Origin of the sequence: Paracoccus suum (assembly GCF_003324675.1) — a bacterium.
Lineage (GTDB): Bacteria > Pseudomonadota > Alphaproteobacteria > Rhodobacterales > Rhodobacteraceae > Paracoccus > Paracoccus suum.
Map to the genome: position 1 here is coordinate 3,084,036 of NZ_CP030918.1, position 21,133 is coordinate 3,105,168.

The 21,133-nt window shown below is 66.9% G+C and carries 27 protein-coding genes; 8 read left to right on the forward strand and 19 right to left on the reverse strand.

The annotated features are described in order from the left end of the window. Positions 1 to 25: 25 nt before the first annotated feature. The 4 genes from DRW48_RS14965 to DRW48_RS14980 all read right to left on the reverse strand — a co-directional run bounded on the left by DRW48_RS14965 (position 26) and on the right by DRW48_RS14980 (position 2,132). Positions 26 to 190 (reverse strand): DUF7697 family protein, encoded by a 165-nt coding sequence (locus DRW48_RS14965; protein WP_338418423.1) that lies wholly within the window; start codon positions 188 to 190, stop codon positions 26 to 28. 95 nt (positions 191 to 285) lie between these two features. Further along, entirely contained in the window at positions 286 to 741 is a 456-nt protein-coding gene (locus DRW48_RS14970; RefSeq protein WP_036705417.1) for a hypothetical protein, read from the reverse strand. Positions 742 to 743: 2 nt separating this feature from the next. Next, positions 744 to 1,688, reverse strand: coding sequence for a phage tail tube protein (locus tag DRW48_RS14975; protein WP_043130250.1), 945 nt, complete (start codon positions 1,686 to 1,688; stop codon positions 744 to 746). A gap of 24 nt (positions 1,689 to 1,712) precedes the next feature. Further along, positions 1,713 to 2,132 (reverse strand): hypothetical protein, encoded by a 420-nt coding sequence (locus DRW48_RS14980; RefSeq protein ID WP_043130248.1) that lies wholly within the window; start codon positions 2,130 to 2,132, stop codon positions 1,713 to 1,715. A gap of 149 nt (positions 2,133 to 2,281) precedes the next feature. On the opposite strand from DRW48_RS14980, the gene DRW48_RS14985 reads away from it, so the two are divergent. Together DRW48_RS14985 and DRW48_RS16450 are read left to right on the forward strand one after the other, a co-directional pair. Further along, on the forward strand, positions 2,282 to 3,238 hold the full coding sequence (locus DRW48_RS14985; protein WP_043130246.1) for an arsenic resistance protein: 957 nt from the start codon (positions 2,282 to 2,284) through the stop codon (positions 3,236 to 3,238). Between the two features lie 121 nt (positions 3,239 to 3,359). After that, the gene (locus DRW48_RS16450) at positions 3,360 to 3,506 is read left to right on the forward strand and encodes a GDCCVxC domain-containing (seleno)protein (protein WP_479684911.1); all 147 of its coding nucleotides are present in this window, start codon (positions 3,360 to 3,362) and stop codon (positions 3,504 to 3,506) included. A 21-nt stretch (positions 3,507 to 3,527) separates the two neighbouring features. Here the strand turns inward: DRW48_RS16450 and DRW48_RS14995 are convergent, their stop codons facing one another. From DRW48_RS14995 to DRW48_RS15035, 9 genes are read right to left on the reverse strand one after another with little or no spacing between them, the layout of a single operon-like run. Further along, on the reverse strand, positions 3,528 to 4,157 hold the full coding sequence (locus DRW48_RS14995; RefSeq protein WP_043130244.1) for a DUF6441 family protein: 630 nt from the start codon (positions 4,155 to 4,157) through the stop codon (positions 3,528 to 3,530). Then, positions 4,154 to 4,465: a head-tail joining protein gene (locus tag DRW48_RS15000; RefSeq protein WP_043130242.1), complete on the reverse strand. Its 312-nt coding sequence runs from the start codon at positions 4,463 to 4,465 to the stop codon at positions 4,154 to 4,156. Before DRW48_RS15000 ends, DRW48_RS14995 begins: the two co-directional genes overlap by 4 nt. After that, complete coding sequence (locus DRW48_RS15005; protein WP_043130239.1) at positions 4,465 to 5,478, reverse strand: major capsid protein; 1,014 nt, start codon at positions 5,476 to 5,478, stop codon at positions 4,465 to 4,467. Before DRW48_RS15005 ends, DRW48_RS15000 begins: the two co-directional genes overlap by 1 nt. Positions 5,479 to 5,504: 26 nt before the next feature. Then, on the reverse strand, positions 5,505 to 5,870 hold the full coding sequence (locus DRW48_RS15010) for a head decoration protein (RefSeq protein ID WP_043130236.1): 366 nt from the start codon (positions 5,868 to 5,870) through the stop codon (positions 5,505 to 5,507). A gap of 3 nt (positions 5,871 to 5,873) precedes the next feature. After that, positions 5,874 to 6,911: a head maturation protease, ClpP-related gene (locus DRW48_RS15015; protein ID WP_162784797.1), complete on the reverse strand. Its 1,038-nt coding sequence runs from the start codon at positions 6,909 to 6,911 to the stop codon at positions 5,874 to 5,876. Positions 6,912 to 6,915: 4 nt separating this feature from the next. Next, positions 6,916 to 8,460 (reverse strand): phage portal protein, encoded by a 1,545-nt coding sequence (locus DRW48_RS15020; protein WP_114077108.1) that lies wholly within the window; start codon positions 8,458 to 8,460, stop codon positions 6,916 to 6,918. A gap of 4 nt (positions 8,461 to 8,464) precedes the next feature. After that, the gene (locus tag DRW48_RS15025; protein ID WP_114077109.1) at positions 8,465 to 8,680 is read right to left on the reverse strand and encodes a phage head-tail joining protein; all 216 of its coding nucleotides are present in this window, start codon (positions 8,678 to 8,680) and stop codon (positions 8,465 to 8,467) included. Between the two features lie 3 nt (positions 8,681 to 8,683). Then, entirely contained in the window at positions 8,684 to 10,687 is a 2,004-nt protein-coding gene (locus tag DRW48_RS15030) for a phage terminase large subunit family protein (RefSeq protein WP_114077110.1), read from the reverse strand. Next, the gene (locus DRW48_RS15035; RefSeq protein WP_114077111.1) at positions 10,635 to 11,231 is read right to left on the reverse strand and encodes a hypothetical protein; all 597 of its coding nucleotides are present in this window, start codon (positions 11,229 to 11,231) and stop codon (positions 10,635 to 10,637) included. The genes DRW48_RS15030 and DRW48_RS15035 overlap by 53 nt, the downstream gene beginning before the upstream one ends. Positions 11,232 to 11,344: 113 nt before the next feature. On the opposite strand from DRW48_RS15035, the gene DRW48_RS15040 reads away from it, so the two are divergent. Both DRW48_RS15040 and DRW48_RS15045 read left to right on the forward strand, forming a co-directional pair. Beyond that, positions 11,345 to 11,605: a hypothetical protein gene (locus DRW48_RS15040; RefSeq protein ID WP_036706585.1), complete on the forward strand. Its 261-nt coding sequence runs from the start codon at positions 11,345 to 11,347 to the stop codon at positions 11,603 to 11,605. A 90-nt stretch (positions 11,606 to 11,695) separates the two neighbouring features. After that, the gene (locus tag DRW48_RS15045) at positions 11,696 to 12,280 is read left to right on the forward strand and encodes a DUF3489 domain-containing protein (protein WP_036706587.1); all 585 of its coding nucleotides are present in this window, start codon (positions 11,696 to 11,698) and stop codon (positions 12,278 to 12,280) included. A 54-nt stretch (positions 12,281 to 12,334) separates the two neighbouring features. Here DRW48_RS15045 and DRW48_RS15050 read toward each other — a convergent pair whose 3' ends face one another. The 6 genes from DRW48_RS15050 to DRW48_RS15075 all read right to left on the reverse strand — a co-directional run bounded on the left by DRW48_RS15050 (position 12,335) and on the right by DRW48_RS15075 (position 16,462). Further along, positions 12,335 to 12,559, reverse strand: coding sequence for a DUF7220 family protein (locus tag DRW48_RS15050; RefSeq protein WP_036706590.1), 225 nt, complete (start codon positions 12,557 to 12,559; stop codon positions 12,335 to 12,337). Next, a complete protein-coding gene (locus DRW48_RS15055) occupies positions 12,556 to 13,557 on the reverse strand; it encodes a DNA cytosine methyltransferase (RefSeq protein ID WP_114077112.1) in 1,002 nt (333 codons plus the stop codon). The genes DRW48_RS15050 and DRW48_RS15055 overlap by 4 nt, the downstream gene beginning before the upstream one ends. Then, entirely contained in the window at positions 13,557 to 14,879 is a 1,323-nt protein-coding gene (locus tag DRW48_RS15060) for a site-specific DNA-methyltransferase (RefSeq protein ID WP_114077113.1), read from the reverse strand. The genes DRW48_RS15055 and DRW48_RS15060 overlap by 1 nt, the downstream gene beginning before the upstream one ends. 407 nt (positions 14,880 to 15,286) lie before the next feature. Beyond that, positions 15,287 to 15,733: a DUF6362 family protein gene (locus DRW48_RS15065; protein ID WP_043130224.1), complete on the reverse strand. Its 447-nt coding sequence runs from the start codon at positions 15,731 to 15,733 to the stop codon at positions 15,287 to 15,289. Continuing rightward, entirely contained in the window at positions 15,726 to 15,929 is a 204-nt protein-coding gene (locus DRW48_RS15070) for a hypothetical protein (protein WP_081969308.1), read from the reverse strand. Before DRW48_RS15070 ends, DRW48_RS15065 begins: the two co-directional genes overlap by 8 nt. After that, positions 15,926 to 16,462 carry a crossover junction endodeoxyribonuclease RuvC gene (locus DRW48_RS15075; RefSeq protein WP_085378396.1) on the reverse strand — a complete coding sequence of 179 codons (537 nt, stop codon included), beginning with the start codon at positions 16,460 to 16,462 and terminating at the stop codon, positions 15,926 to 15,928. Before DRW48_RS15075 ends, DRW48_RS15070 begins: the two co-directional genes overlap by 4 nt. Before the next feature lie 120 nt (positions 16,463 to 16,582). Between DRW48_RS15075 and DRW48_RS15080 the strand changes: the two genes are divergently transcribed. The 4 genes from DRW48_RS15080 to DRW48_RS15100 all read left to right on the forward strand — a co-directional run bounded on the left by DRW48_RS15080 (position 16,583) and on the right by DRW48_RS15100 (position 21,111). Then, positions 16,583 to 17,791 carry a recombinase family protein gene (locus DRW48_RS15080; protein ID WP_241963299.1) on the forward strand — a complete coding sequence of 403 codons (1,209 nt, stop codon included), beginning with the start codon at positions 16,583 to 16,585 and terminating at the stop codon, positions 17,789 to 17,791. Continuing rightward, complete coding sequence (locus tag DRW48_RS15085; RefSeq protein WP_043130187.1) at positions 17,788 to 18,186, forward strand: hypothetical protein; 399 nt, start codon at positions 17,788 to 17,790, stop codon at positions 18,184 to 18,186. The genes DRW48_RS15080 and DRW48_RS15085 overlap by 4 nt, the downstream gene beginning before the upstream one ends. A gap of 256 nt (positions 18,187 to 18,442) precedes the next feature. Then, on the forward strand, positions 18,443 to 19,627 hold the full coding sequence (locus tag DRW48_RS15095; RefSeq protein WP_081969306.1) for a DNA methyltransferase: 1,185 nt from the start codon (positions 18,443 to 18,445) through the stop codon (positions 19,625 to 19,627). Beyond that, positions 19,627 to 21,111 carry a TRM11 family SAM-dependent methyltransferase gene (locus DRW48_RS15100; protein ID WP_114077115.1) on the forward strand — a complete coding sequence of 495 codons (1,485 nt, stop codon included), beginning with the start codon at positions 19,627 to 19,629 and terminating at the stop codon, positions 21,109 to 21,111. The genes DRW48_RS15095 and DRW48_RS15100 overlap by 1 nt, the downstream gene beginning before the upstream one ends. Positions 21,112 to 21,133: the final 22 nt, after the last annotated feature.

The following is a 21,133-nucleotide window of genomic DNA, read 5'->3' on the forward strand; positions in this document are numbered from 1 at the left end:
AGGGAACGAGGCTTGTGGGCCCGGTTCATCGCTCCGGCCCCGGCGAGGACCGGTCGCCTGACGCCCTCTGTTCGTTGAGCTTGCGGACCATCACGGCCTCGATCTCGGGCAGGCATTCGGCAGCGATCAGCGGATCGACCCCGAGCGCCCGCGCCACGGCGAGCGCCGCCGTCATGTCCCAGCCGAGCACCGTGGCGCCGCCCACCCCGGTCGCGATGCGAAGCTGTCCGGTCAGGCGCTGCGCCAGATCCCAGACCTGCCAGCCTTCGAGGGTTTGCGGCCGGTTCAGGCGCGCCGGGCAGTCCGGGCACGAGGCCCCGCCGCCCTCGCAGGGCTCGCAGGCTTTGCAATAGGCGTCGCCCCCGCCGAAGTGCCAGTCTGCGAGGGCGCGGAGGCGTTTTTTTCCTGCTCCAGCATCAGATGCGGTGCGAGGCAGCGGGTTTGGAAGGCCTCGAAGATGGGCCAGATGTCGAGAAGCGCGTCGATGCCTTCGGGGCTGACGGGGACGGGACTGCCGCTTGCATCACCGACGCCCTCCCAGCCGGTGACCACGCGGCGAGCGACGGCCTTCGCCATCACCAGTGCCTGTTCCTCCCTGCTTGCCTCTTCGGGGAGTGCTTCCACTGCCGGATCGTTGCGGGCGGCGACCATGATCGCGGTGGTGATGGGCAGGACGTGCAGACGCAGGCCATGGCCGAGGTCGAGCCATTTCGGCTCGCTGGAAAGATCGAGACGGATCATGGTCAGTATTCCTCGATGTCGTTGATGAGAGTGACGGTGCACATCCGTCCCAGCGTGGCGTCGCGTGCGGCCTGCCAGTCGAAGCTGGCCTGAATGCCCTGCGGCCCGCCGATCTCGATGCGCGGGCGCGGCAGATAGACGGCGTGGACGGTGAGGGTGAGGCTCTCGCCGGAAATGAGCGTCCAGGAGAACTCCAGCTCGCAGGGCGTGCCGCTGATCGCCTGGCTGACGAGCGTGCTGTCGGCGAAGCGCACCTCGGTGCGACCGGTGAGCGCGGCGATCGAGGGATCGGCGCCGTCGATCATGCCGTCCGCGCGGATGGTCTCGATCCGGTCGAGATTGTTGGCATAGGTGATCTCGGTCGAGATCACGTTGCCGAGCGCGCTGCCGTCGCGTTTGATCGAGCCGTTGAAGTGACCGAAACGGGTCAGATCGATCTCGGCCGGCGTTCCCGCGCCGCTGGTCGTGGCGACCGTCTCGCCTTGCGCTACCAGCCGCGCGGTGGCGGTGAGCAATCCCGAGCGCTGCATCTGCCAGCTGAGCTGGTCCAGCACCACGCCGGAATACATCGCATAGCGCGGCACCTCGGGCATGGCGGTCTCGATCGCCAGGCTGGGCAGCGCCCAGCTGCCGGACTGGAAGGTATGGGTATATGGACCGGGCGAGCTTCCGGTGGTGGTCGGCGCACCGAAGGCCGCCTTCAGCCAGAAGCCGAAGGCCTCGGCGTCGATCGGCACCACGACGTCGCCGTCGGCCGTGACCGCGTCTTTGATCGGCGCCAGCGGATCGCGACCGTAGCCGAGCAATTCCGAGTTCAGCAGCGGCTGCTCCGCCCCGAGCGTCGTGCTGGCGAAGGGCATCCGGGTGAAACCGCTGGCCGGCGGCGTGCCGTAGGTCGTCTCGAACGCGAGCGCCATCCGCGCCCGCGCCCCTTGCGCGCGTGCCATGTTCGTCTCCTGTTGTCGGTTGGGTCAGGCCAGTTGGTCGGCCGTCGAATAGTGCAGCACCACCGGGATGACGGCCGCCTTCAGGCTGGCCGCGCCATCGACCGGCAGATCGACCGCCTGCGGGGCTTCGGCCTCGACCCAGTCGCAGAGGCCGCCGAGTGTGCGGTCGGCTGCGAGCGCCGTGCCGATGCTGGCGCAGAGGGCGTCGAAGGTGGCGTCACGATCGGCGCCTTGTACGACCGCCTCGATCTCGGCCCGGTGCTGGTAGTGGTAGCGCAGGGGCGACAGCGTCACCTCGGGCTCGCCGGGATCACCGTCGCGCAGGATCAGCAGCCCTTCGGCCGGGACGCGCTCGGGCAGCACCTCGCCGCGCAGGGCGGTGGGGGGCAACGCCGAGAGCCGCACATGCAGTGCGGCGAGGATGGTCTCGCGGGCGGTAGGCATTCCAATCCCTCTTACGTTCTGACCCCGCCGAGCCAGCCAAGCTGTTGTACTGTCTCGCAGGATCGCCGATCATCACGACAACACCTTCATCTCTCCGTATTCGCGACCCGCCCGACGGTTCAACCGATGCGAACCGACAGGATTTCTGAATGACGCGCCTCGATCTTGAGCGGCAACAGGTCTGGATCTATCTTGCCGCCATCCTGGCAGGGCTGGGCTTGGGTCTGGTGCTGCCGGGGGCCGCCGCACATCTCGAGGCGGCGCTCTGGCCGCTTCTCGGCATCCTGATTTTCGTGACCTTCACGCAGGTGCCGCTGATCCATCTGCCGGAGGCGTTCCGCGACCGGCGCTTCATGGGGGCGATGCTCGCGGGCAACTTCGTGATCGTTCCGCTGATTGTGGCGGGGCTGCTGTTGTTCCTGCCCCAGGATCCGGCGGTCCGGCTGGGTGTTCTCCTCGTGCTGCTCGTCCCCTGCACGGACTGGTACATCACCTTCACTCATCTGGCGGGGGGCGATGCCGGCCGTGCGATCGCCGCCACGCCGGTGAACCTGATCGTGCAGATGGCATTGCTGCCCGTCTACCTGTGGTTGTTCATGGGCACGGCCTTCCTGGAGATCTTCGCGGTCGGACCCATCGTGACCGTTTTCCTGACGCTGATCGTGGCGCCGCTGGTGGCGGCATGGGCCCTCGAGCGATGGGCCGAGGCCCGATCCGGCCGGGACGCGCTGATCGAGCGTCTTGCCTGGTTCCCGGTACCGCTGCTTGCGCTGGTCGTCTTTCTGATCGCAGCAAGCCAGGTGCAATCGGTGACCGCCTCCCTTCCGGTCTTGCCGCAGGTGACGGGCGTGTTCGTCGGCTTCCTCGTGCTCGCCCTGTTCGCAGGACTTGCGATAACACGGGCGCTAGATCTCCCGGCGCGATCAGGACGCGCGCTGGTGTTCAGCCTTGGCACACGCAATTCCTTCGTCGTGCTGCCGCTGGCGCTGGCCCTGCCGCCGGAGTGGCGGCTGGCCATCGTGGTCATCGTGTTTCAGTCACTCGTCGAACTGTTGGGCGTGCTGGTGTACCTCAAGGCGGTGCCGCGTCTTCTGCCCGAAAGATAAGCAAGCTATGTTGGGAAATCGAGCGGAACCCCTCGCCAGAAGCAATGCAATGACCGATCAACAACCGATTCTCATCAGTACCATCGCGTGTCCGGACTGCGGTTACTCGAAAAGCGAGACCATGCCGACAGAGGCATGCCAGTGGTTCTATGAGTGCGCGGGTTGCGGTAAGCTGCTGAAGCCGAAGCCCGGCGATTGCTGTGTCTATTGCTCTTGGGGCACCGTCCCCTGTCCTCCGATCCAGGCAGGCAAGGGATGCTGCGGCTGATGGACTGACTGATCAACTCTCTCAAACGCGCCCCTCCACCCAGTTCGCCACGATCAGTCCCGGCACCGCATCGCGCGCCTGCTCCGCGTCCCGCGCGAGGTCCAGCCGCTTCTTCAGCCTGACCTGCGGGACAAGCAGGAAGACCGGCACGGTGGTGAGCCCCCGGCCGGTCTTCGAGCGCGACGCCACCGCGCGACCCTTGGTGTTCAGCCGCCCCTCGGCAACCAGCAGGCTCGGGCCCCTGCGCCGATAGACGAAGCGCAGGCGCAATCCGGTGCGGCGCTCCCATTCGCCGGGGGTGATCCGGCCGCCGCGGAGGGACTTGCCGGCCGCGGCCGCGGGGATCGCCAGCCAGAAACCGTCCTTCGAGCGGATCAGCGGCCCCGTGTCGTGAGCGCCGACGATGACCGGGGCCTTCGACCAGACCAGCGCGGCGGCGTTCAGGCTGGCCCGGCCTTTCGGGAACTGCTCGGACCGGATGGTGCGGGCGAGCCGCGCCCCCAGCCCCGCGCCGGTGATCTGGGCGCGCCAGGCGGTCTTCAGCCCTGTGCTGGCCTCGCGCATTGCGGCGGTCACCGCCTTCTCCCCGGCCAGCGTTTCCGCCTCCATGATCCGGGCGATATCGCCGACGATGTCGACGCCGAGTTTCATGCAGGCCTCAGTTCGACTGTCCAGACGAGCCGCTCACGGTCGCGGAGGGGCTCGCCCTGGACGAGGAAAGCCTCGCCGTCGATCTCGATGCGGTCGCCGGGGCGCGGGTTCGCCACTTCGGAAACGCGCAGATCGATCCGCGTGGTTTCCGACCAGAGCCGCGCGTCACCGAACTCGGTGACCGCATCGGCACGCCGGGCGACGGCGCGCACCAGAACGGGCGCGCCGCCGTCGGCGATATAGACAGCATCCCGGCCGATGTTCGGATCCGCGAAGAGCGTGTCGACGGCGGCGGCAAAGGCGGACATCAGGTCCGCCGCGCCGAGCGCAGCACCTGCGGCCGCGTGCAGATCGGCAGCGGATTGCTCTCGATCTCGAGCCTGACCCATTCGTCGCGGTCCCGGTCCGGGATGGTGCGGGCGTAGAGCGGCAGACCCAGCGTGTTCACCGTCTCGAAGGTGTCGGCGGGAGCGTGATAGATCTCGAAGAGCCCCTCGACGCCTTCGGGATAGAAGAAGGCTCTGTCGGTCGGCACGCCGAAGCCCGCGCCACCCCGGTAGCGCCGGAAGGTGATGCCGCCGAAGCTGACCTCGTCGGCCACCCGGCCGCGCAGATCGGCCGCCGCGGCGGTGTTGAGGTAGGTCTCGCGCACCTCCTTGTGCGCCACCAGATCGGCGAAGAAGGCCGAGCCGCATTCCGCCCGCACCTGGATCGCGCCTGCAGCCAGGCCGCCCATCGACGCCTCGACGTCTTCGATCAGCGCCTGGCAGCGCTTCCGGAGCGCACCCGAGGCGGGCGAGGCATTGTCGAGGTCGAAGTCGATCTCGGCGGCGGGCGTGATGCCGAACTCGGTGAAGTAGCTGACCACGGTCGCGCCGTCCTTCGGGTCCTTCACGATGCCCTGAATGCCGTTCAGCAGGTGGTACTCGAAGGTGGCCTCGGCATCCTGGCGCAGGCGGCCGAGCTTGCGCGCGACCTCGCTCTGCACCTGCTGGGCCGCAGTTTCCGAGCCGAAGTCGCGGATGCCCTGGATTTCCGAGGCCCAGAGCACGTCCTGCTTCTTGAACTGGCGGCACACGAAGGCGCGCATCTCGCGCCGCTCGGGCACCTGGCTCTCGTAGGCCGAGCCGCGTTCGGAGAACGGGATCAGCGACAGCGTGCCGTCGCGGCTCTCGATCACGACGGTGCGGGACCGCACCCCCCGCGGCGAGAACAGGCCGGCGCCGGACAGGATCGCGGGCCTGAAGGGGATGTTTTCCAGCGCACGGGTCAGTTCGATGATGGTGAAGGCATCGCCTTCGAAGATGTCCATGGTGGCCATGGGAATGCCTCCTGCGGGGGTCGGGCTCAGCGGACGAGGATGCCTGCGCCCAGAAGGGCAGCGTGGGCGGCGGCGATCTCGGCCTCGCTGGGCGTGCCGGCGAAGACGAGATCGTGGCGGTTGACGATCGCGGGTCCGCGGACCACGGCGACGGCGAGCGTATCGCCGCCCGACGCGTCGGCCTTGCCCCAGAGCACCGCGCCGGCGGTCTCGGTGCCGTCGACGGCCGCGGGATCGTGGGCGGCGTATTTGCCGGAGGCGGTGATCCTGCCCAGCACGGTGCCGGGCTCGAGCGTGCCGGTTGCAACCGTGATGGTCTCGCGGGTGTAGTCGCGGAACGCCTCCCAGACGAGGAAGCCGCCCGCGTGCGTGGTCTCGGTGAGCGTGGTCATGGGTCATCCTTTCAGCCTGAAGGTGCGGGCGACGATCTCGCCCCAGGGGCGGGTTCCCGTTGGGCGCCCCGGTTGCGCGTGATGGCCGGCAATCTCGGGCTCAGCCTCGGCTTTCGCTGCGAGCAGTGCGGCGCGGACGTGATCGAGGTCCGCATCGCTTTCCAGAAAACGCCCGGCCATCTGCGGCTGTCCGGCCAGCCGGCAGAGATCGACGACGGCGCGGGCGTGCGTGATGGCCTCGGCGCGGATCGCCGCGGGATCGGGCGGTGCGCCGCCGGACGGTGGCGTCTCGGCCGGCGGGTGTTGGGCGTTCGTCCCGGCGATCTCGTCTTCGCCGGCGCCAGAAGCCTCATCGCTCTCCGCGGCCGCGCCTGTGGCCTCGTCGGCATCGGCGCCGGCGCCGTCGTTGTCGTCACCGTCGTCGCCGCCGCTGTCGGTTGCAGCCGCGACCGCTTCCGCCAGCGCCGGCGGCGCGTTGCGGAAGCGCGCGAAATCGAAGCGCGCAGCGATCCGCACCGGTTCGGCAAGCCGGTCGGCAAAGCCGAGCGCCAGCGCCTCGCGCGCATCCAGCCAGGTCTCGGCGGCCATCAGCGCCGCAATCTCGTCGATCGAGCGGCCGGATTTGGCGGCATAGCCGGCAGCGAGGCTGCCACCCACCTTGTCCAGCGCCTCGGCCATGGCCCGCATGTCGGCGGCCGTGCCCATCACGAGGCCGGCGGGGTCGTGGATCATCAGGAAGGCATTTTCCGGCATGACGATCTCGTCGCCCGCCATGGCGACATAGGAGGCCGCCGAGGCGGCGACGCCGTCGATCCAGACGGTGACCGTGCCCGCATGCCGCTTCAGCGCGTTGTGGATCGCCACGGCGTCGAAGACCGAGCCGCCGGGGCTGTTGAGCCGCAGATCGATGGGCGTGCCCTCGGGCAGCGCGCCGAGTTCCGCAAGGAACCCCTTGGCCGAGACCCCGCAGGCCCCGATCTCGTCATAGATCGCCACTTCCGCGCCGGTGGCCCGGGCGCGGATCGCATACCAGCTTGCCATGCTCTCACTCCTGTTCGGTGGCGGACTCGGTCGCAGCGGCGTCGCCGTGCTCATGCTCGCGGGCCCCATCACCGGGATCCGGCTGCGTCGCGGGCGTCGCCCGTGCCCCCTGCGTCTCGCCGGAGCCGGTGCGGTAGCTGAGACCGAGCGCCGCGGCGCGTGCCGCATCGGCCGCGTTCTCGCGGTCCACTTCCTCGATGTCGTAGCCGGTGGCCTCGACCACCTTGCGGCGCGAGGTGATGCCCGCCCCCATCGCCAGCACCTGTGCCTGGATGTCCTTCAGCGGATCGACCCAGTCCCAGCGCGGCGGGATCCACTGCACCGGCCGCGCCGCCGCGGGATCGTCGAGACCGAGCGCGCCGGAGAGCGCGGCCGCCTCCAGCCATCGCCGCCAGACCGCCCGGCAGAGCTGGTGCACGATCACGCCATGCTGCAGCTGGCCGATGCGGCGCCGGAACTCGACCAGCTCCGCCCTGAGGCTCGAATAGTTCGCCTGCCGGACATCCCCGGTGACCAGGTGATACGGCAGCCCCAGCGAGGCGGAGACCGCGAGCAGCGTCCGGTACTGGAACGCCTCGTAGCCGCCGCCCACGTCGGCGGGCGCGGAGAACTTCACGTCCTCGCCTGGCAGCAGCACCTGCATCGTCCCGGGCTCGAGGCTGGCGATGGCCGCGCCATTGAGGTCCGCTTCGACCTCGCCCAGCATCGGCTCTTCCGGGGCGGTCTTGGTGATGAAGCCCGCGAACATCGCCGCGGTCTTCTTCCGGTCCAGCTCGGCGTCGTCATACTGGTCGAGCAGGAACAGCCGCACCATCGCCGGTGCGACATGCGGCAGCCCCCGGATCTGGCCGGCGTCGATGGGCCGATAGATGTGCAGCACATCCGCGGCGGGTACGCGCACCGTCTCCGGGATCACGTCGCCGATGACCCGGCCGCCCTGATCGGTGCTGTCGCCCGGGTGACGGCGGCGGAAGTGATAGGCCACGCGGCGGCCGATGCTGTCGAACTCGATCCCGCAGCGGATACGGCTGCCCGATGGCAGCACCTCCGTCTTCTCGAAGGGCAGCATCTCCGACTGCAGCAGCTGCAGTTGCAGCGGGACCATGAGCCCGTCCTCGGCCCGGCGCGGGCGCAGGCGGACGAAGCATTCGCCCGCCACGAACATCTCGCGCGCCACCATGGCCTGCAGGCCGTAGAAGTCGGTCAGCCCGTCGGCATCGGCCTCGTCGGTCCAGGCGAGCCAGAGCCGCTGAACGTAGTCGCGAACCGCCGCATCCTCGATCAGCGAGGATGGCTTGATGCCGTCTCCGACGAGGTTTGACGCAAACGCCTCGCAGGCATTCGCCGCGTAACCGTTGGTGACCACCAGTTCGCGCGAACGCGCCAGCAGCCGCGGGCCGCCGGAGGCGACCAGCGCGTTGATGTTCTCGAGCGGCGGGTTCCAGCCGCGCAGGCGGCGCTTCGCCATGGCGCCCTCGAGGCGGGCGCGCACCGCCGCTGGTCCAGCGCTGCCCGGCGATGGGCGGCGAAAGCGGTCGAAGAGGCCCATGGAGTCAGAGCCCCTTCACCGTCGTCACGCGCACCTGCCGCACGATGCGGCGCCCCTCGGCCGCCGCGATCTCGCGGTCCAGCGCCTCGATGGCCCGGTCGATCTCGGCGACGCTGCGATAGTCCACCGTCTTGCCGTCGTAGCTGACCCGCGCCACGCCCGAGGCGCGCTGCACGGCCAGTGCCTCGCGGCGGGCACGGAGTTCTGCGGCCGTGGCCATGGATCACCTCATGTAACTGGAGTGCACGGTCCGGCGTTGCGGGCTTCGTCGAGGCGCGGCCGGCCTCGCCAGCGGGCTGTCCGCAATTGTCGCATCCGCGGCCGACACGCCCAGCTGCGCTTCCAGATCGGCCCAGCGTGCCTCCGGCCAGCGATCCGCCCCGAGGATCCATGCGGCGGCACGGGCGTAGACGCGGGTGTCGAGCGCCTCGTTGCGCTCGCGCAGCTTCTGCCATTCGAGCCTGGAGAAGCCGCGCCTCGTGCGGACCGTCACCAGCTGCTCGGCGGTCAGCTGCTTCAGCCATTCGCTGGCCGCCCAGTCCGGCAGGTGGATCGTGCCGGCCGGAAAGACCGCGCCCTCGGCCCGTTCCTCTGCCGTCGGCCGCTCCTGCCGCAGGAAGCGGTAGGTCTCGGCCTTGAAGGTCGAGGTGGCGACGGTCCAGAGCCGCGCCCCGCGCCGGAGCCGCTTGCCCGCAACGGTCGCATCGACATAGCTTGGCCCCGTCACCGGGCTCGTCCGGGCGAAGCCCTCGACGCCTTTCACCGGCGCCACCTGCGCGAAGCCGACCTTGCGCGCCCAGGCATAGACGGCGCTGGTCTCGAAGCCCGAGTCGATCGCGAGCCGCGCCAGCGTCATCGGCTGGCCGGAGGCGTGTTCCCATGTCCGCCCGAGCAGGTCGGTCAGCTCCTGCCAGCAGGCGGGATCGCCGGGCCCGCCCTCGATCACGAGGTGATCGACCAGCCAGCTTTCCAGACCGCGGCCCCAGGCCCAGACATCGACCTCGATGCGGTCCTTCTGGACATCGGCCCCGGCCGTCAGGAACAGCCCGCCCGCAGGGACGGTGCCCGGCTTCCACGCCTCGCGACGATCATAGAGCCGCTGCCAGTCCGGGGCTTCGCCGGTCTCGACCCATGTCTCGCCGAGAATGGTGTTGCGGAACGCCTTGATCGCCTCGTCCGACCCCTGTGCCGCGTCCCATGCCCGCACGATCCGCTCCCAGCTCAGCCAGCCGATCGGCGAATAGAGCGCCGAGAGGTGATACCCGACCGTTGTCGGATCGGCGGCCGTCGCGGTCGCCCGCCATTCGCCCCCCTCCAGCATTGCCGTCTTGTGGTGTTCCGCGATTGCCGCGTCGCAGCCCTCGCAGTGATACTCCGCCGTCTCCGGGCGGCCCTTCTGCCAGCGCAGCCGGTCGAACTTCAGCCACTGCATCGCCCCGCAATGCGGGCACGGCACGAAATACCGGCGCTGGTCGCTGGCCTCGAACTCCCGCTCGATCCGGCTCAGACCCCGGATCGTCGGCGTCGAGACCAGCAGCACCTTGCGCCGATGGGCGAAGGTCAGCGACCGAGCTTCCGCCAGCGTCACCGGATCGCCTTCCTCATCGGCCGAGGCGGGATACGCGTCGACCTCGTCGAGGAAGATGTAGCGCGCCGGTGTGGACCGCAGTCCGACCGCCGAGTTCGCGCCGGTCATGATCAGGATGCCGCCCGCGAACTCCTTGGACAGCATGGTGTTGCCCGCGTCGCGCGACCTGGCGGGCTTCACCCGCTCCCGCAACTCGGGGCTTTCGTCGATCAGCGGGTCGATCCGCTGCCGCGAGTTGCGCTTGGCCAGTTCCACCGTCGGCTGGACCGCGAGCATCGGCCCCGGCGCCTGGTGGATGGCGAACCCGATCCAGTTGTTCCCGGCCTCGGTCGCGCCGACCTGCGCCGCCTTCATGAACACGATCCGCTGCGTGGGATCGCCGGGGCTCAGCCGGTCCATGATCTCGCGCATGTAGGGCGTGCGCACCGTGCGATATCGTCCGGGCTCGGCCGAGGCGCGGCCCGAGAGCATCCGGTGCTGGTCCGCCCATTCCGAGACGGTCAGGTCCGGGTCGGGTCGGAGCCCGTTGCCCCAGGCGCGCAGGATCTCGCCCGCGCCGTCGAAGTCCGTCAGGCCATCGCCGCTCTCATCGGAAGTCGGGCCGAACCTCGGCGAGTTCGTCGAGGTGGGCGCGTACATGTTTCTCCAGCACCTTCTGCATCGCGGCTGGCTCCACGGCGATCTGCTGGCCCGTCGCGTCGCTGCACGAGGCCGAAAGCTCGGCCGCCATCAGCGCCGCCGCGCGCGGGGGCCAGTTCACCCATGCGTCCCGTTCCTCCCGCGCCAGCCGGAACACCAGCGCCAGCGCGCGGGCCCGCTCGATCAACTCCCCCTTCAGCTTCTGGAGCCGGATGCGCCGCTCCTGCGCCTTCAGCACCTCGTTCGCGGTCTTGGCCTGCAGGAAGGTCGTCCCGCCACCCACCGCAGGGACCGCCAGACCCTGTTCGCGGAGCGTGTCGCCGACGGCGGCGACCGCCGCCTCGGGGACAGGCTTCAGCTTCGGCGCGGGCGGCTTGCGGGTCTTGGACGGGTCGGTGGTGTCCGCCCGCCGCGCGTCGCTGGCGGCAGCGTTGATGCTGCCGTCGGGATAGAGGACCAGCCGCTCGGCCGTCTTCGCCTTCTGGATCGCGCCCCGCGACAGCCCGACATGGGCGGCGTACTGGCGCTCGCTCATGCCCCGCATCGACGGCTCCGATTATCATTCAAGATCATGTGCTTATCGAGTTGATAAGCGCGGCGGACAGAGGGAACGTGCCTCCAGAAGGACGATGCAACTCGACCCAAGGAGCCAGCCCGATGACCCGCCGCGCGACCGACAGTGAGACCGCTCCCGCCACCGGTTCGAGGGAGCGGTCGAACAAAGCCCTCGACGCCTTCATCGCCGCGAAGACGGAGATCGACGCGATGCTGGAGCGGCTCGCCGCCCTCAGCGCCGACCACTTCGAGACCAGCCCCGACGAGATCAACTGGGGCCATGTCGGCACCCTGAACCACTACCGCGCCAAGCTGCGCGAGATCACCGACATGGCCTTCAGCGAAGGCGAACACGCCGAGTGAGACGACCCGCTCCCGGTCCCGCCCGCCGACTGGCGGGCTCGACCTCGTAGAAGGGCCCGCATTCCGCGCGCCCCGATACGGGAGACGACGATGACCAAGCTTTCCGACACCCAAGCCCTGATCCTGAGCGCTGCCGCGCAGCGCGAGGACCGCAACGTCCTGCCGCTCCCCGGCTCGCTCCGCGGAGGCGCCGCCGCCAAGGTGGTCGGCGCGCTGCTCTCGCGCGGACTGATCGCCGAGACGACGATTGCCAGCGAGACCAAGGCCGACGCCGCGCTCAACCGCATCTGGCGCAACGACGAGGACGGCCGTGCCATCCTCCTGCACATCACCGACGCAGGGCGCGCCGCCATCGGCGTCGAGCCGGAGGGCGGCGACAGCGCGCCCGCGGGCGCCGACGCGGCGCCGAGCGCCGTAGCCGCGCAGGACGCTCCCGGCGAGGCCGACGCCGCGCCCAAGGCGCGCACACCGCGCACGGGCACGAAGCAGGCCAAGCTGATCGAGATGCTCCGCGCCGAGGGCGGCGCCACCATCGACGAGATCGTCACCGCCTTGGACTGGCGGCCGCACACGGTGAGGGGCGCGCTTGCCGGCGCGCTCAAGCAAAAGCTCGGCCTGACCATCACCTCCGAGAAGGTCGACGGAAGGGGCCGCGTCTACTCCATCCGCGACTGACGCTCCGCACCGAAACGGACTGAAGGCCGCCGTCCACCCTCGGGCGGCGGTGTCTCATTCTGCACTCCGGATCCGGATCGCCTCGAACAGTCGCCGCAGCAGGTAGCCGCGCGCCAGCGAGACACCGACGAAGGCGAGGCCGATGGTCAGATGCTCCGCGAGCCCGGTCTCGATGCCGAACCACGGGAACACGATGATCTGCGTGGCGATGGCCAGTACGTAGCCGACCACGACATTCGTCGCTGCCTCGACCATCGACATGGTCCGGGATTGTCTCATCGCAGCCCCTCCGGCAGGGATCCCAGAAAGGCCGTCACGAACTCCGCCGCGAGCGGCGGCACGATCGCATTGCCGTAGCCCCGCAGCAGCCCCATGCGGCCGGATATCCCATCAGCCAGCGGGAATGTTCCGGGCTCAACCGGTCGCCAGCGCCCATCCCGGCAGAAGAGCCAGTCAGGATTTCGCCAGACGCCGTCCGTCGCGCAGGTCCCGGCGGGGTCGGTGACTTCGACCAGACGACCAGCTTCAGCGTCCTGCGGCTCGCATCGGTGTTGCCGGCCGCGTTGTATCGCTTCGTGGCGGGCGAGCCCGCCATCGCCGTCGGCCAACCCGCCAGCCAGACCTGTCGGCCGAGCAGCGCATTGATCGGCACCGACCGGCATTCCGATCCGTCCTTGTGATCCCTCGCCGAGGCCGTCGCCCAACCCGCGAGTGACTGCGTCCAAGGCGACGGCGCCGAAGAACAGGCGTTGGCGGATGTGCGGCGCGCCGATGCCCGCAGCCGGCAGATCGGCCGCCGCGACGGCGTAAGATGCCGCTTCCAGGTCAGCCGCCAGAGCGTCGAACCACGCCCAGCCAGTCGGGCCCTCAACTGCCGCGCGAGACTTTCTGCCAACCGGTCCGAGCACTGCCGCGCTCGCGACCTGCTCGCCGAAGACGAGCTCCGGGCGGCAGGCTGCGACGAGCCGCAGGAATGCCGGGGCGAGATGGCGGTCATCGTCCTGTCCCTTGCGCTGCCCGGCCTGACTGAAGGGCTGGCAGGGCGGCGAACCGGTCCAGACGGACAGATCGTCCGCTACGCCCGCGAGTCGCAGCGCATATGGCCAGCCGCCGATGCCGGCGAAGAAATGACATTGCGCGAAGCCGCGCAGCTCGGTGGGCTCCACCTCGAGGATGGACCTTTCGTCCACTTGGCCCGCGGGCAGAAGCCCGGCCGCGATCAGTTCCCGCAGCCAGGCGCAGATCGCGGGATCGGCATCGTTGTAGTAGACGGCCATCAGGCGGCTGCATCGGCCTTGTCGCCCAGCCGCTCGGCCTTCACCTCGGCGAAAATCCGGCCGTCGCCGTCGAGGATCGCCTCGCGCCCGGTGTCGGCCTGCCAGCGTTCGACGGCGACATCGACGTAAGCCGGGCTGATCTCCATCGCGAAGACGCGTCGGCCGTTCGCCTCGCCCGCCATGATCTGCGAACCCGAACCCGAGAACGGCTCGTAGCAGAGCCCGCCCCGGGCCACATGCTGGCGCATCGGGATGCCGAACGCATCGAGCGGCTTCGGTGTCGGATGGTCGGGCCGGTCGTCCTTGGCGAAGCTGGGCAGCGCCCACGTCGATGCGAGGGTTTCCTCGGCCACCTTCGGCGGCCGGTTCGGGCGGCGCCAGCCCATGAAGCAGGGCTCGTGCTTCCAGAGGTAATGGGACCGGGTCAGGACACCGCGGTCCTTGACCCAGATGATCTGCTGGTGAACGAACGCGCCGGCCTTGTCCCAGCAGGCTTCCAGCATCGCCTGGCGGCGGGAGGCGTGCCAGCAATACCAGGCGGCATCTTCGGCGATGGCTTCCGCCACCGCGGCGGCAATGAAGCCGTCGTAGAGTTCCGCGCCTTGCGAGGAATCGTCCCAGGTCACGCCGTAGCTCTGACTCCAGTCCTTGTTCCGCGTCGGATGGTTCGAGCCATCGTAGTCGACGAGATACGGCGGGTCCGTTGCGAACAGGATCGCCCGCTCGCCATTCATCAGGCGGCGCACCTCGGCAGCGCTGGTGCTGTCGCCGCACAGCAGCCGGTGGTCGCCGAGGATCCAGAGATCACCCGTCCGCGAAGCCGGGTTGCGCGGTGGCTCGGGGATGGTGACCGGCGGCACGGAGCCCCCGGCGCCACCCTCTTCCTCGCCGTCCCCCTCCGGCACGAAGGCCAGTAGCTTGTCGAGTTCGCCGTCCGAGAACCCGACCAGCGACAGGTCGAAGTCTTCGGCCAGCAACTCGTTCAACTCGGCCGAGAGCAGCGCCTCGTCCCATGTCCCGAGTTCGGTCAGCTTGTTGTCCGCGATCCGATAGGCCCGGCGCTGGGCCTCGGTCAGATGGCCGAGCACGATGACCGGTGCCTCGGTCAGCCCCAGTTGGGTCGCGGCCAGAACGCGCCCATGGCCTGCGATCAGCTCCCCGTCCTCGCCGACGAGGCAAGGCACGGTCCAGCCGAACTCGGCCATGCTGGCGGCGATCTTCACGACCTGGTCGGCCCCGTGCACCTTCGCGTTCTTCGCGTAGGGCTGCAGGCGCGACAGCGGCCAGGTCTCGATCCGATCCGGGGCAAAGCTCAGCGTCATCTGCGGGCCGGTCCTTCAGGATCAGGGTGGATACCCTCGGCTCCGGACTCCGGGGGCCAGGCTAGACTCCACGCGGGGTCCAGCGGCCACCAGGGGTGTCCAGCTTCAAGGGTTTGATTTTTCGATGTTTCGATGGGGTTCAGGCGGCGCTGGCTTCTGGGTGGCTTCCCAAAAAATCGGCCCTGTCGCTGGCGATGCGTCGCGCTTCGCCCGCCAGCATACGAATATCGTCAGGAAGGAACCAAGAACTCAATGGGTTAGCCCATTGGACCCCCACTGGACCCTTCGCTGGACCCCGGAAGCCAGCGGCGCGGCCTCTGCCTGCGCGCTCCTCTCCCGAGCATATTCGTTTTCTAACGGCCTCGTCGAAATGTGTAAGGGCCTGCGATGTACACCCGAAAATTTCCTCAGAGGACGATTTTTCTTGACAGCCGATTGGCGTTTTCGATGACGAACTGCTGTGACCGCCGGGGCGACGGCACGCGACCGTTCAGCCGCCAAGTGATCACCGCCAGACCGTATTGCCAGCGCTTGGTCGCGGCCGTGCGCGACAGGCCGAACTGCCAGCAGATCGGCTTCCACGCCATGCCGTCGGCGCGGGCCCAGACGAGGCGCCCATCCTCGGGCTCGAGCCAGCGCAGCCAGAGCATCGCCTCCTCGGCCTCCGTGATCTGTCGCGGGCTGGGCCTCGGGCGACGCATCTGCGGCTCCTGACCGACCTTGTCGGCGAAGCTGTGGAAATACTCGGGCCATGCGTTGAAGAAGCCCTGCGGCATCACGCCCGGCATCTGCCGCATCACGCCCGCCGCAAGTTCAAGCCGATCCTGCACCTGCGCTGTGGTCCACTCACCCATGACGCGCCTCCCGTTCCCGCTTGCCGTAGAGCCGCTCGCCGAGCTGGCGCACCAGCTCGCGCTCCGGCCAGGTCAGGCGGTCGTCGTCTATGGCGACGGCCAGCAACCCCTGTTCCTTCCAGCCGTCGCGCTTGACCTCGTCGGGGTTGCGGCGGTGACCGCCATAACCCTTGGGCGTGAACCGCATGCCGCTCATTGCACACCTCCCCGGGTCTCCAGCGCCCAGAGCAGGATCGCGATGGCGTCGGCCTCATTGTCGTCGGCGGGGCTGAAGCCGCGCGCCCGGGCGGCCGCCATCACGGCGTCCTTGTTCGCGTTGCCCTTGCCGGTGGCGTGGCGCTTGATGGTGCCGACGGGAACGCCCTCGTAGGGAATGCCGCGCAATTCGGCCCATGCCGTCAGCGTGGCCATCAGCCCGCCATAGACATGGGCGGCATCGGTCGCGGCATGGCGGCGGACCTCTTCGAACCAGATGGCGGCGACGGGCCCGGACAGCCGGTCGATCTCGGTGAGCCAGTTCGTGAACCGCAGATACCGCATGCCGCCACCGTCGAAGCGGCCGGGGCGGAAGGACGCCGTGCCGGAGGTGATCAGCCCGTCGATGCCGTGCAGCGCCCAGCCCGTCATGGTGCCGAGGTCGAGCGCCAGCGTCACCCGGTTGGCGCGGACGACGGGTCGCAGATCGGGGATTGCCTCACGGGCGGAGGTGGCGAGAGTCAGGTCAGCCATGGGTGGTCTCCTCTTCTGGTTGGCTGCTCGGGTGGAAGACGACGGTGGCCTGGTGCTTGGCGGTACGGGGCCGCCGTCGTCGGATCGGAATGTGCAGGGTGCGTCGGAGCCCGCGCGCGGATGCCCTCGACGTATGGAAGGCGAGCCAGCCAGCGGTCTGAGGGCTGGGTACTCGTCCGCGATCAGTATGACGACGGCGGCATCTCCGGCGGCACGCTGGATCGCCCCGGCCTGCAGCGGCTGCTGGAGGACATCGAGGACGGGCTGGTCGAAGTGGTGGTGGTCTACAAGATCGACCGCCTCAGCCGCTCCCTGGCCGACTTCGCCAAGTTGGTCGAGGTGTTCGACCGCAATGGCGTGACGTTCGTCTCGGTCACGCAGTCCTTCAACACGACCACGTCGATGGGGCGGTTGACCCTGAACATCCTGCTCAGCTTCGCCCAGTTCGAGCGGGAGGTCACGGCCGAGCGGATCCGCGACAAGGTCGCCGCCAGCCGGAAGAAGGGCATATGGATGGGCGGGGTGCCGCCTTTCGGCTACCGTGTCGAGAACCGGAAGCTGGTGGTCGACGAAGAGCACGCTGCGCATGTGCGCTGGATCTTCGCCCGCTTCCTCGAGATCGGGTCCTGCACGGAACTGGCGCGGGAGGTCGGCACGCGGGGACTTCGGACGCCCCGCGGCAACCGGATCGACAAGAAATACATCTATCGGATGCTCAGCAACCGCGCCTACATCGGCGAGGCGGTCCACAAGGGCGACAGCTATCCCGGCGAGCACCACGCCATCATCGACCGCGAGCTGTGGGACAAGGTTCACGCCATCCTGCAGGAGAGCCCCCGGAAGCGCGCCGCGCGCACGCGCGCCGACACGCCCGCGCTGCTGAAGGGGTTGCTCTACGGCCCCGACGGCGCGGCCTTCTCGCCGACCCACACGCGCAAGGCCGGGCGGCTCTACCGCTACTACGTCAGCCAGACGGTGCTGAAGCATGGCGCGGCGTCGTGTCCCATCGGCCGCGTGCCCGCCGGCGAGATCGAAGCGGCCGTCATCGAGCAGTTGCGCGCCGTGTTCCGCCAGCCTGAGATTGTCGCGGGCACATGGAAGGCGGCGCGGGTGCAGTACGGTGAGATCACCGAGGCCGACGCGCGCGCGGCGCTGATTCGGCTCGACCCGCTGTGGGACGATCTGTTCCCGGCCGAGCAGGCGCGCATCGTGGCGCTGCTGGTCGAGCGGGTCGAGATCGTCACGGAAGGCCTGAACGTCCGGCTGCGTATGGACGGACTGGCCGGGCTGGCGCGCGAAATCACCGCCGACATAGGAGCAGCCGCATGACCCGCGCCACCCCGGTCCCCGATACTGTCACCATCCATGTCCCGTTCCGCCTCGTGAAGCGTGGGGGGCGGAAGGAGATGCAGTTGCCCGAAGGCGCGTCCACCCCGCGCCGCCCCGATGACGCACTCGTCAAGGCACTGGCCCGCGCGTTTCGCTGGAAGCGGATGCTGGAGTCTAGCGAGTACGCAACGGTCGCCGAATTGGCCGAGCGCGAGGGGATTGCGCCCTCTTACATGACCCGCGTCCTGCGTCTGACACTGCTCGCGCCCGACATCGTCGAGGCGATCCTGGACGGGAAGCAGGGGCCATTGGTGACGCTGGTGCGGGTGATGGAGCCGTTCCCGGTGGAGTGGAACGACCAGTTGCCTTCCCTTCGCAATAGCCGCATGACGTAAGAATACGACTTGCTGACCGTTTTTTGCTGCACTAAACACACATCATGGCGCGACCGAAGGGACGAACGAAGACAGCCAGGGTCACGATTAACCTGGACGAACGAGCGTACGCCCTGTTGCTCGCCTTCGCGGAGCGTGACGACGCCCCGGTGGCGCAGGTTGCTCGAAAGGCGGTCGTGGACTTCCTCAATCGCGTCGAACCAACAATAGATCAAGGCTCGCTCCCGTTCGTGCGCCCGCAAAGAGAAGACCACTAATGGCGCACGGAACACACGAACCCACCCCCCAAAAGACGGATAGCTGGTCAGCTTCGCTAGATCCGGAAACAGCAGCAAGGTCGTCTTTGTCAGAGGTTGATTGGGGCTTCCCCGATCGGCGCAGCCATAGCGAGATCGAAGGCGTCCACCCTTATCCTGCCAAATTCATTGCGGAAATCCCGCGAGCACTCATCAACTGCTTGCCACTGCCTCCCCACAGCGGTGTGCTGGACCCGTTCTGCGGGAGCGGTAGCAGTTTAGTTGAAAGCCAGCGACTAGGCATTCCCGCTGTCGGAGTCGACCTGAACCCAATCGCTTGCCTAATGTCTCGCGTTAAGACCTCGGCCTGCCCGACCGATATCGAGCAGCTTGCTGCTCGGATTGTAGCGAGCTCAGAGACAGCTTCTGATGGCGAGATTCCTGAAATTCCTAATCTTGATCACTGGTTCCAGCCAAATGTCCAGGTGGAGATCAATAAGATTGCTCGTTCTATCGCGACTTCCCCAAGTGAGGCTCGCGATGCGCTGAAGCTAGCACTTTCGAGTATTATTGTCAGAGTCTCTAATCAGGAAAGCGATACCCGATATGCGGCGGTACAGAAGGATATCGATCCTTCCGCCGTCCCCACGCTTTTTTTGCGCGCGGTCAACCGCATCAACGCCGCTCTCCAAAATAGACCATATCCCTTGACCTCCGTGGATGTAATTGAGAACGACATCCTGAAGGTAGAGCCGAGCATGATTGGGCGACCGATTGGATTGGTCGTAACATCTCCTCCATACCCGAACGCATATGAGTATTGGCTTTATCACAAATACCGGATGTGGTGGTTGGGGTATGACCCATTGAAGGTGAAAGCTGACGAGATTGGTGCGCGGGCTCACTTCTTCAAGAAGAACCACCACACGGCCGAAGATTTTGCACGGCAAATGAGACAGACGCTAAAGCTTCTGGGAAACGTGTTGGTGAAGGGGGGCTTTGCAAGTTTCGTGGTTGGCCGCTCGAAGATCCATGGGAAGATTTACGACAACTCGGAAATCATCACAGATGAAGCTGCACCGCTTGGCTTCACTCCGTTCTTCGTAACAGAGCGGGAACTGTCAGCGAACCGAAAATCATTCAACCTTTCTCATGCAAACATTAAGACAGAAACCGTCTTGGTGCTGCGGAAGGAGGTCGAGTGATGCGGCTCCGTTGGCATAACTACAAGTACTACCCCTACGAGAAAGAGCTCGCTTCTCGGGAGGTGACTTCACTGATCTGCCCGTCAGGAGCCAATGAAGTACAAGATGGCCTGGATTTGCGCGAAGCAAGGCCCGGTTCCGGAGCGGAACGCCTGACCTATTTCAAGGGCTACGAGAATGGCTCTGGGTTTACTTCAACGGTGCAAGCTGAGCTGGAGGAAACGGCACGAAACGGAAAAAACCGCCAGGCGACACGTTATTCAGTTCATGGCCTGCATGAATACAAAGGGAAATTTAATCCGCAAGTCGCCAAGGCGCTTCTTAATATTTTCAAGGTTGAGCCTGGGCAGACTGTCCTTGATCCGTTCTGTGGTAGCGGCACGACTCTCGTTGAGTGTTGCCATTTGGGTGTCGACGCGGTCGGCACTGACATAAATCCACTCGCAGTCTTCTTGTCGAACGCAAAGCTACTTGGCTTGTCGGTCCCGCCCTGTGAACTCCGAAAAGCGCACAAGAACATTTCGGCCCAGCTTCGATCTTTTGATGGAAGGAAAGCCCCTCAGTCTTCTGCTGCGCGTCGCGAATACCTACTGAAATGGTTTGATCCTGAAATCTACGACGAAATCGAAGGCGTTCGGGCCATCATCCTCGACATTGCCGGCGAGATGTCGCCAATTTTTCTATCTGTAGCTAGCAACCTTCTTCGTGAGTATTCCCAGCAGGACCCACGAGACTTGCGGATCAGGAGGAGGACCTCGCCACTTCCGTCGAATTCGTTCACATCTGCGCTCTTGGATGCGCTTCCACAAATTATTGATCGGATACTTTCCGCGCGAGAACTCATTGGTTCACGGGCACCTCTCGGTCGAGCGGTACTCTGTGACGTATCCGAGTTGACGGCAGATAGCGCAATGCGGAAGTTCGATGCCGCCATTACCAGCCCGCCATATGCCATGGCACTCCCGTATATTGACACGCAACGCCTTTCGTTGGTTTGGCTTGATCTCCTGGCGCCCAATCAAATTCTCGAACTCGAGGCATCACTGATCGGAAGTAGAGAGCTTCGTGGAAACTCAAAGCGGGAACTGCCTCAATTGCTCGCATCAAACGAGGCAGAATTGCCGGATCAAGAGTACGAACTTTGCATCAAGCTCGAGGATTTGCTCGGTGAAGAAGACGGGTTTCGCAGGCGTGCCGTTCCGTCGCTTCTGTATCGATACTTCGCGTCGATGAAAGCAAACTTCAGCTCAGTGAACAGGCTGATGAGAGAGGGAGCTCCCTACGCTTTGATTGTTGGCCACAACCACACTACAATCGGGGGCGTTCGTCATGACATCGATACCCCCGAACACTTGTCGCGACTGGCTACTGCGGTCGGCTGGAAAGTAGAAGAACTCATTCCGCTGCAAACCTACCGGCGCTACGGATATCATGTGAGTAATGCGGTTGCAGCAGAAACGCTGATCATACTTCGGAAAGAATAGCACGCCGATCTTCAATCGTTGT

Excerpts from the sequence above, each read along its gene's own strand:
- DRW48_RS15045 (WP_036706587.1), top strand. The coding sequence starts at position 11,696 with ATGACCAAGCTTTCCGACACCCAAGCCCTGATCCTGAGCGCTGCCGCG.
- DRW48_RS15040 (WP_036706585.1), top strand. The coding sequence starts at position 11,345 with ATGACCCGCCGCGCGACCGACAGTGAGACCGCTCCCGCCACCGGTTCG.
- DRW48_RS14980 (WP_043130248.1), bottom strand. The coding sequence starts at position 2,132 with ATGCCTACCGCCCGCGAGACCATCCTCGCCGCACTGCATGTGCGGCTC.
- DRW48_RS15000 (WP_043130242.1), bottom strand. The coding sequence starts at position 4,465 with ATGTCCGCCTTTGCCGCCGCCGTCGACACGCTCTTCGCGGATCCGAAC.
- DRW48_RS16450 (WP_479684911.1), top strand. The coding sequence starts at position 3,360 with ATGCCGACAGAGGCATGCCAGTGGTTCTATGAGTGCGCGGGTTGCGGT.
- DRW48_RS15100 (WP_114077115.1), top strand. The coding sequence starts at position 19,627 with ATGCGGCTCCGTTGGCATAACTACAAGTACTACCCCTACGAGAAAGAG.
- DRW48_RS14985 (WP_043130246.1), top strand. The coding sequence starts at position 2,282 with ATGACGCGCCTCGATCTTGAGCGGCAACAGGTCTGGATCTATCTTGCC.
- DRW48_RS14975 (WP_043130250.1), bottom strand. The coding sequence starts at position 1,688 with ATGGCACGCGCGCAAGGGGCGCGGGCGCGGATGGCGCTCGCGTTCGAG.
- DRW48_RS15015 (WP_162784797.1), bottom strand. The coding sequence starts at position 6,911 with ATGGCAAGCTGGTATGCGATCCGCGCCCGGGCCACCGGCGCGGAAGTG.
- DRW48_RS15085 (WP_043130187.1), top strand. The coding sequence starts at position 17,788 with ATGACCCGCGCCACCCCGGTCCCCGATACTGTCACCATCCATGTCCCG.
- DRW48_RS15030 (WP_114077110.1), bottom strand. The coding sequence starts at position 10,687 with ATGTACGCGCCCACCTCGACGAACTCGCCGAGGTTCGGCCCGACTTCC.
- DRW48_RS15060 (WP_114077113.1), bottom strand. The coding sequence starts at position 14,879 with ATGACGCTGAGCTTTGCCCCGGATCGGATCGAGACCTGGCCGCTGTCG.
- DRW48_RS15065 (WP_043130224.1), bottom strand. The coding sequence starts at position 15,733 with ATGGGTGAGTGGACCACAGCGCAGGTGCAGGATCGGCTTGAACTTGCG.
- DRW48_RS15055 (WP_114077112.1), bottom strand. The coding sequence starts at position 13,557 with ATGGCCGTCTACTACAACGATGCCGATCCCGCGATCTGCGCCTGGCTG.
- DRW48_RS15020 (WP_114077108.1), bottom strand. The coding sequence starts at position 8,460 with ATGGGCCTCTTCGACCGCTTTCGCCGCCCATCGCCGGGCAGCGCTGGA.
- DRW48_RS15095 (WP_081969306.1), top strand. The coding sequence starts at position 18,443 with ATGGCGCACGGAACACACGAACCCACCCCCCAAAAGACGGATAGCTGG.
- DRW48_RS15010 (WP_043130236.1), bottom strand. The coding sequence starts at position 5,870 with ATGACCACGCTCACCGAGACCACGCACGCGGGCGGCTTCCTCGTCTGG.
- DRW48_RS15080 (WP_241963299.1), top strand. The coding sequence starts at position 16,583 with ATGCCCTCGACGTATGGAAGGCGAGCCAGCCAGCGGTCTGAGGGCTGG.
- DRW48_RS15050 (WP_036706590.1), bottom strand. The coding sequence starts at position 12,559 with ATGAGACAATCCCGGACCATGTCGATGGTCGAGGCAGCGACGAATGTC.
- DRW48_RS15025 (WP_114077109.1), bottom strand. The coding sequence starts at position 8,680 with ATGGCCACGGCCGCAGAACTCCGTGCCCGCCGCGAGGCACTGGCCGTG.
- DRW48_RS14995 (WP_043130244.1), bottom strand. The coding sequence starts at position 4,157 with ATGAAACTCGGCGTCGACATCGTCGGCGATATCGCCCGGATCATGGAG.
- DRW48_RS15035 (WP_114077111.1), bottom strand. The coding sequence starts at position 11,231 with ATGCGGGGCATGAGCGAGCGCCAGTACGCCGCCCATGTCGGGCTGTCG.
- DRW48_RS15075 (WP_085378396.1), bottom strand. The coding sequence starts at position 16,462 with ATGGCTGACCTGACTCTCGCCACCTCCGCCCGTGAGGCAATCCCCGAT.
- DRW48_RS15070 (WP_081969308.1), bottom strand. The coding sequence starts at position 15,929 with ATGAGCGGCATGCGGTTCACGCCCAAGGGTTATGGCGGTCACCGCCGC.
- DRW48_RS15005 (WP_043130239.1), bottom strand. The coding sequence starts at position 5,478 with ATGGCCACCATGGACATCTTCGAAGGCGATGCCTTCACCATCATCGAA.
- DRW48_RS14970 (WP_036705417.1), bottom strand. The coding sequence starts at position 741 with ATGATCCGTCTCGATCTTTCCAGCGAGCCGAAATGGCTCGACCTCGGC.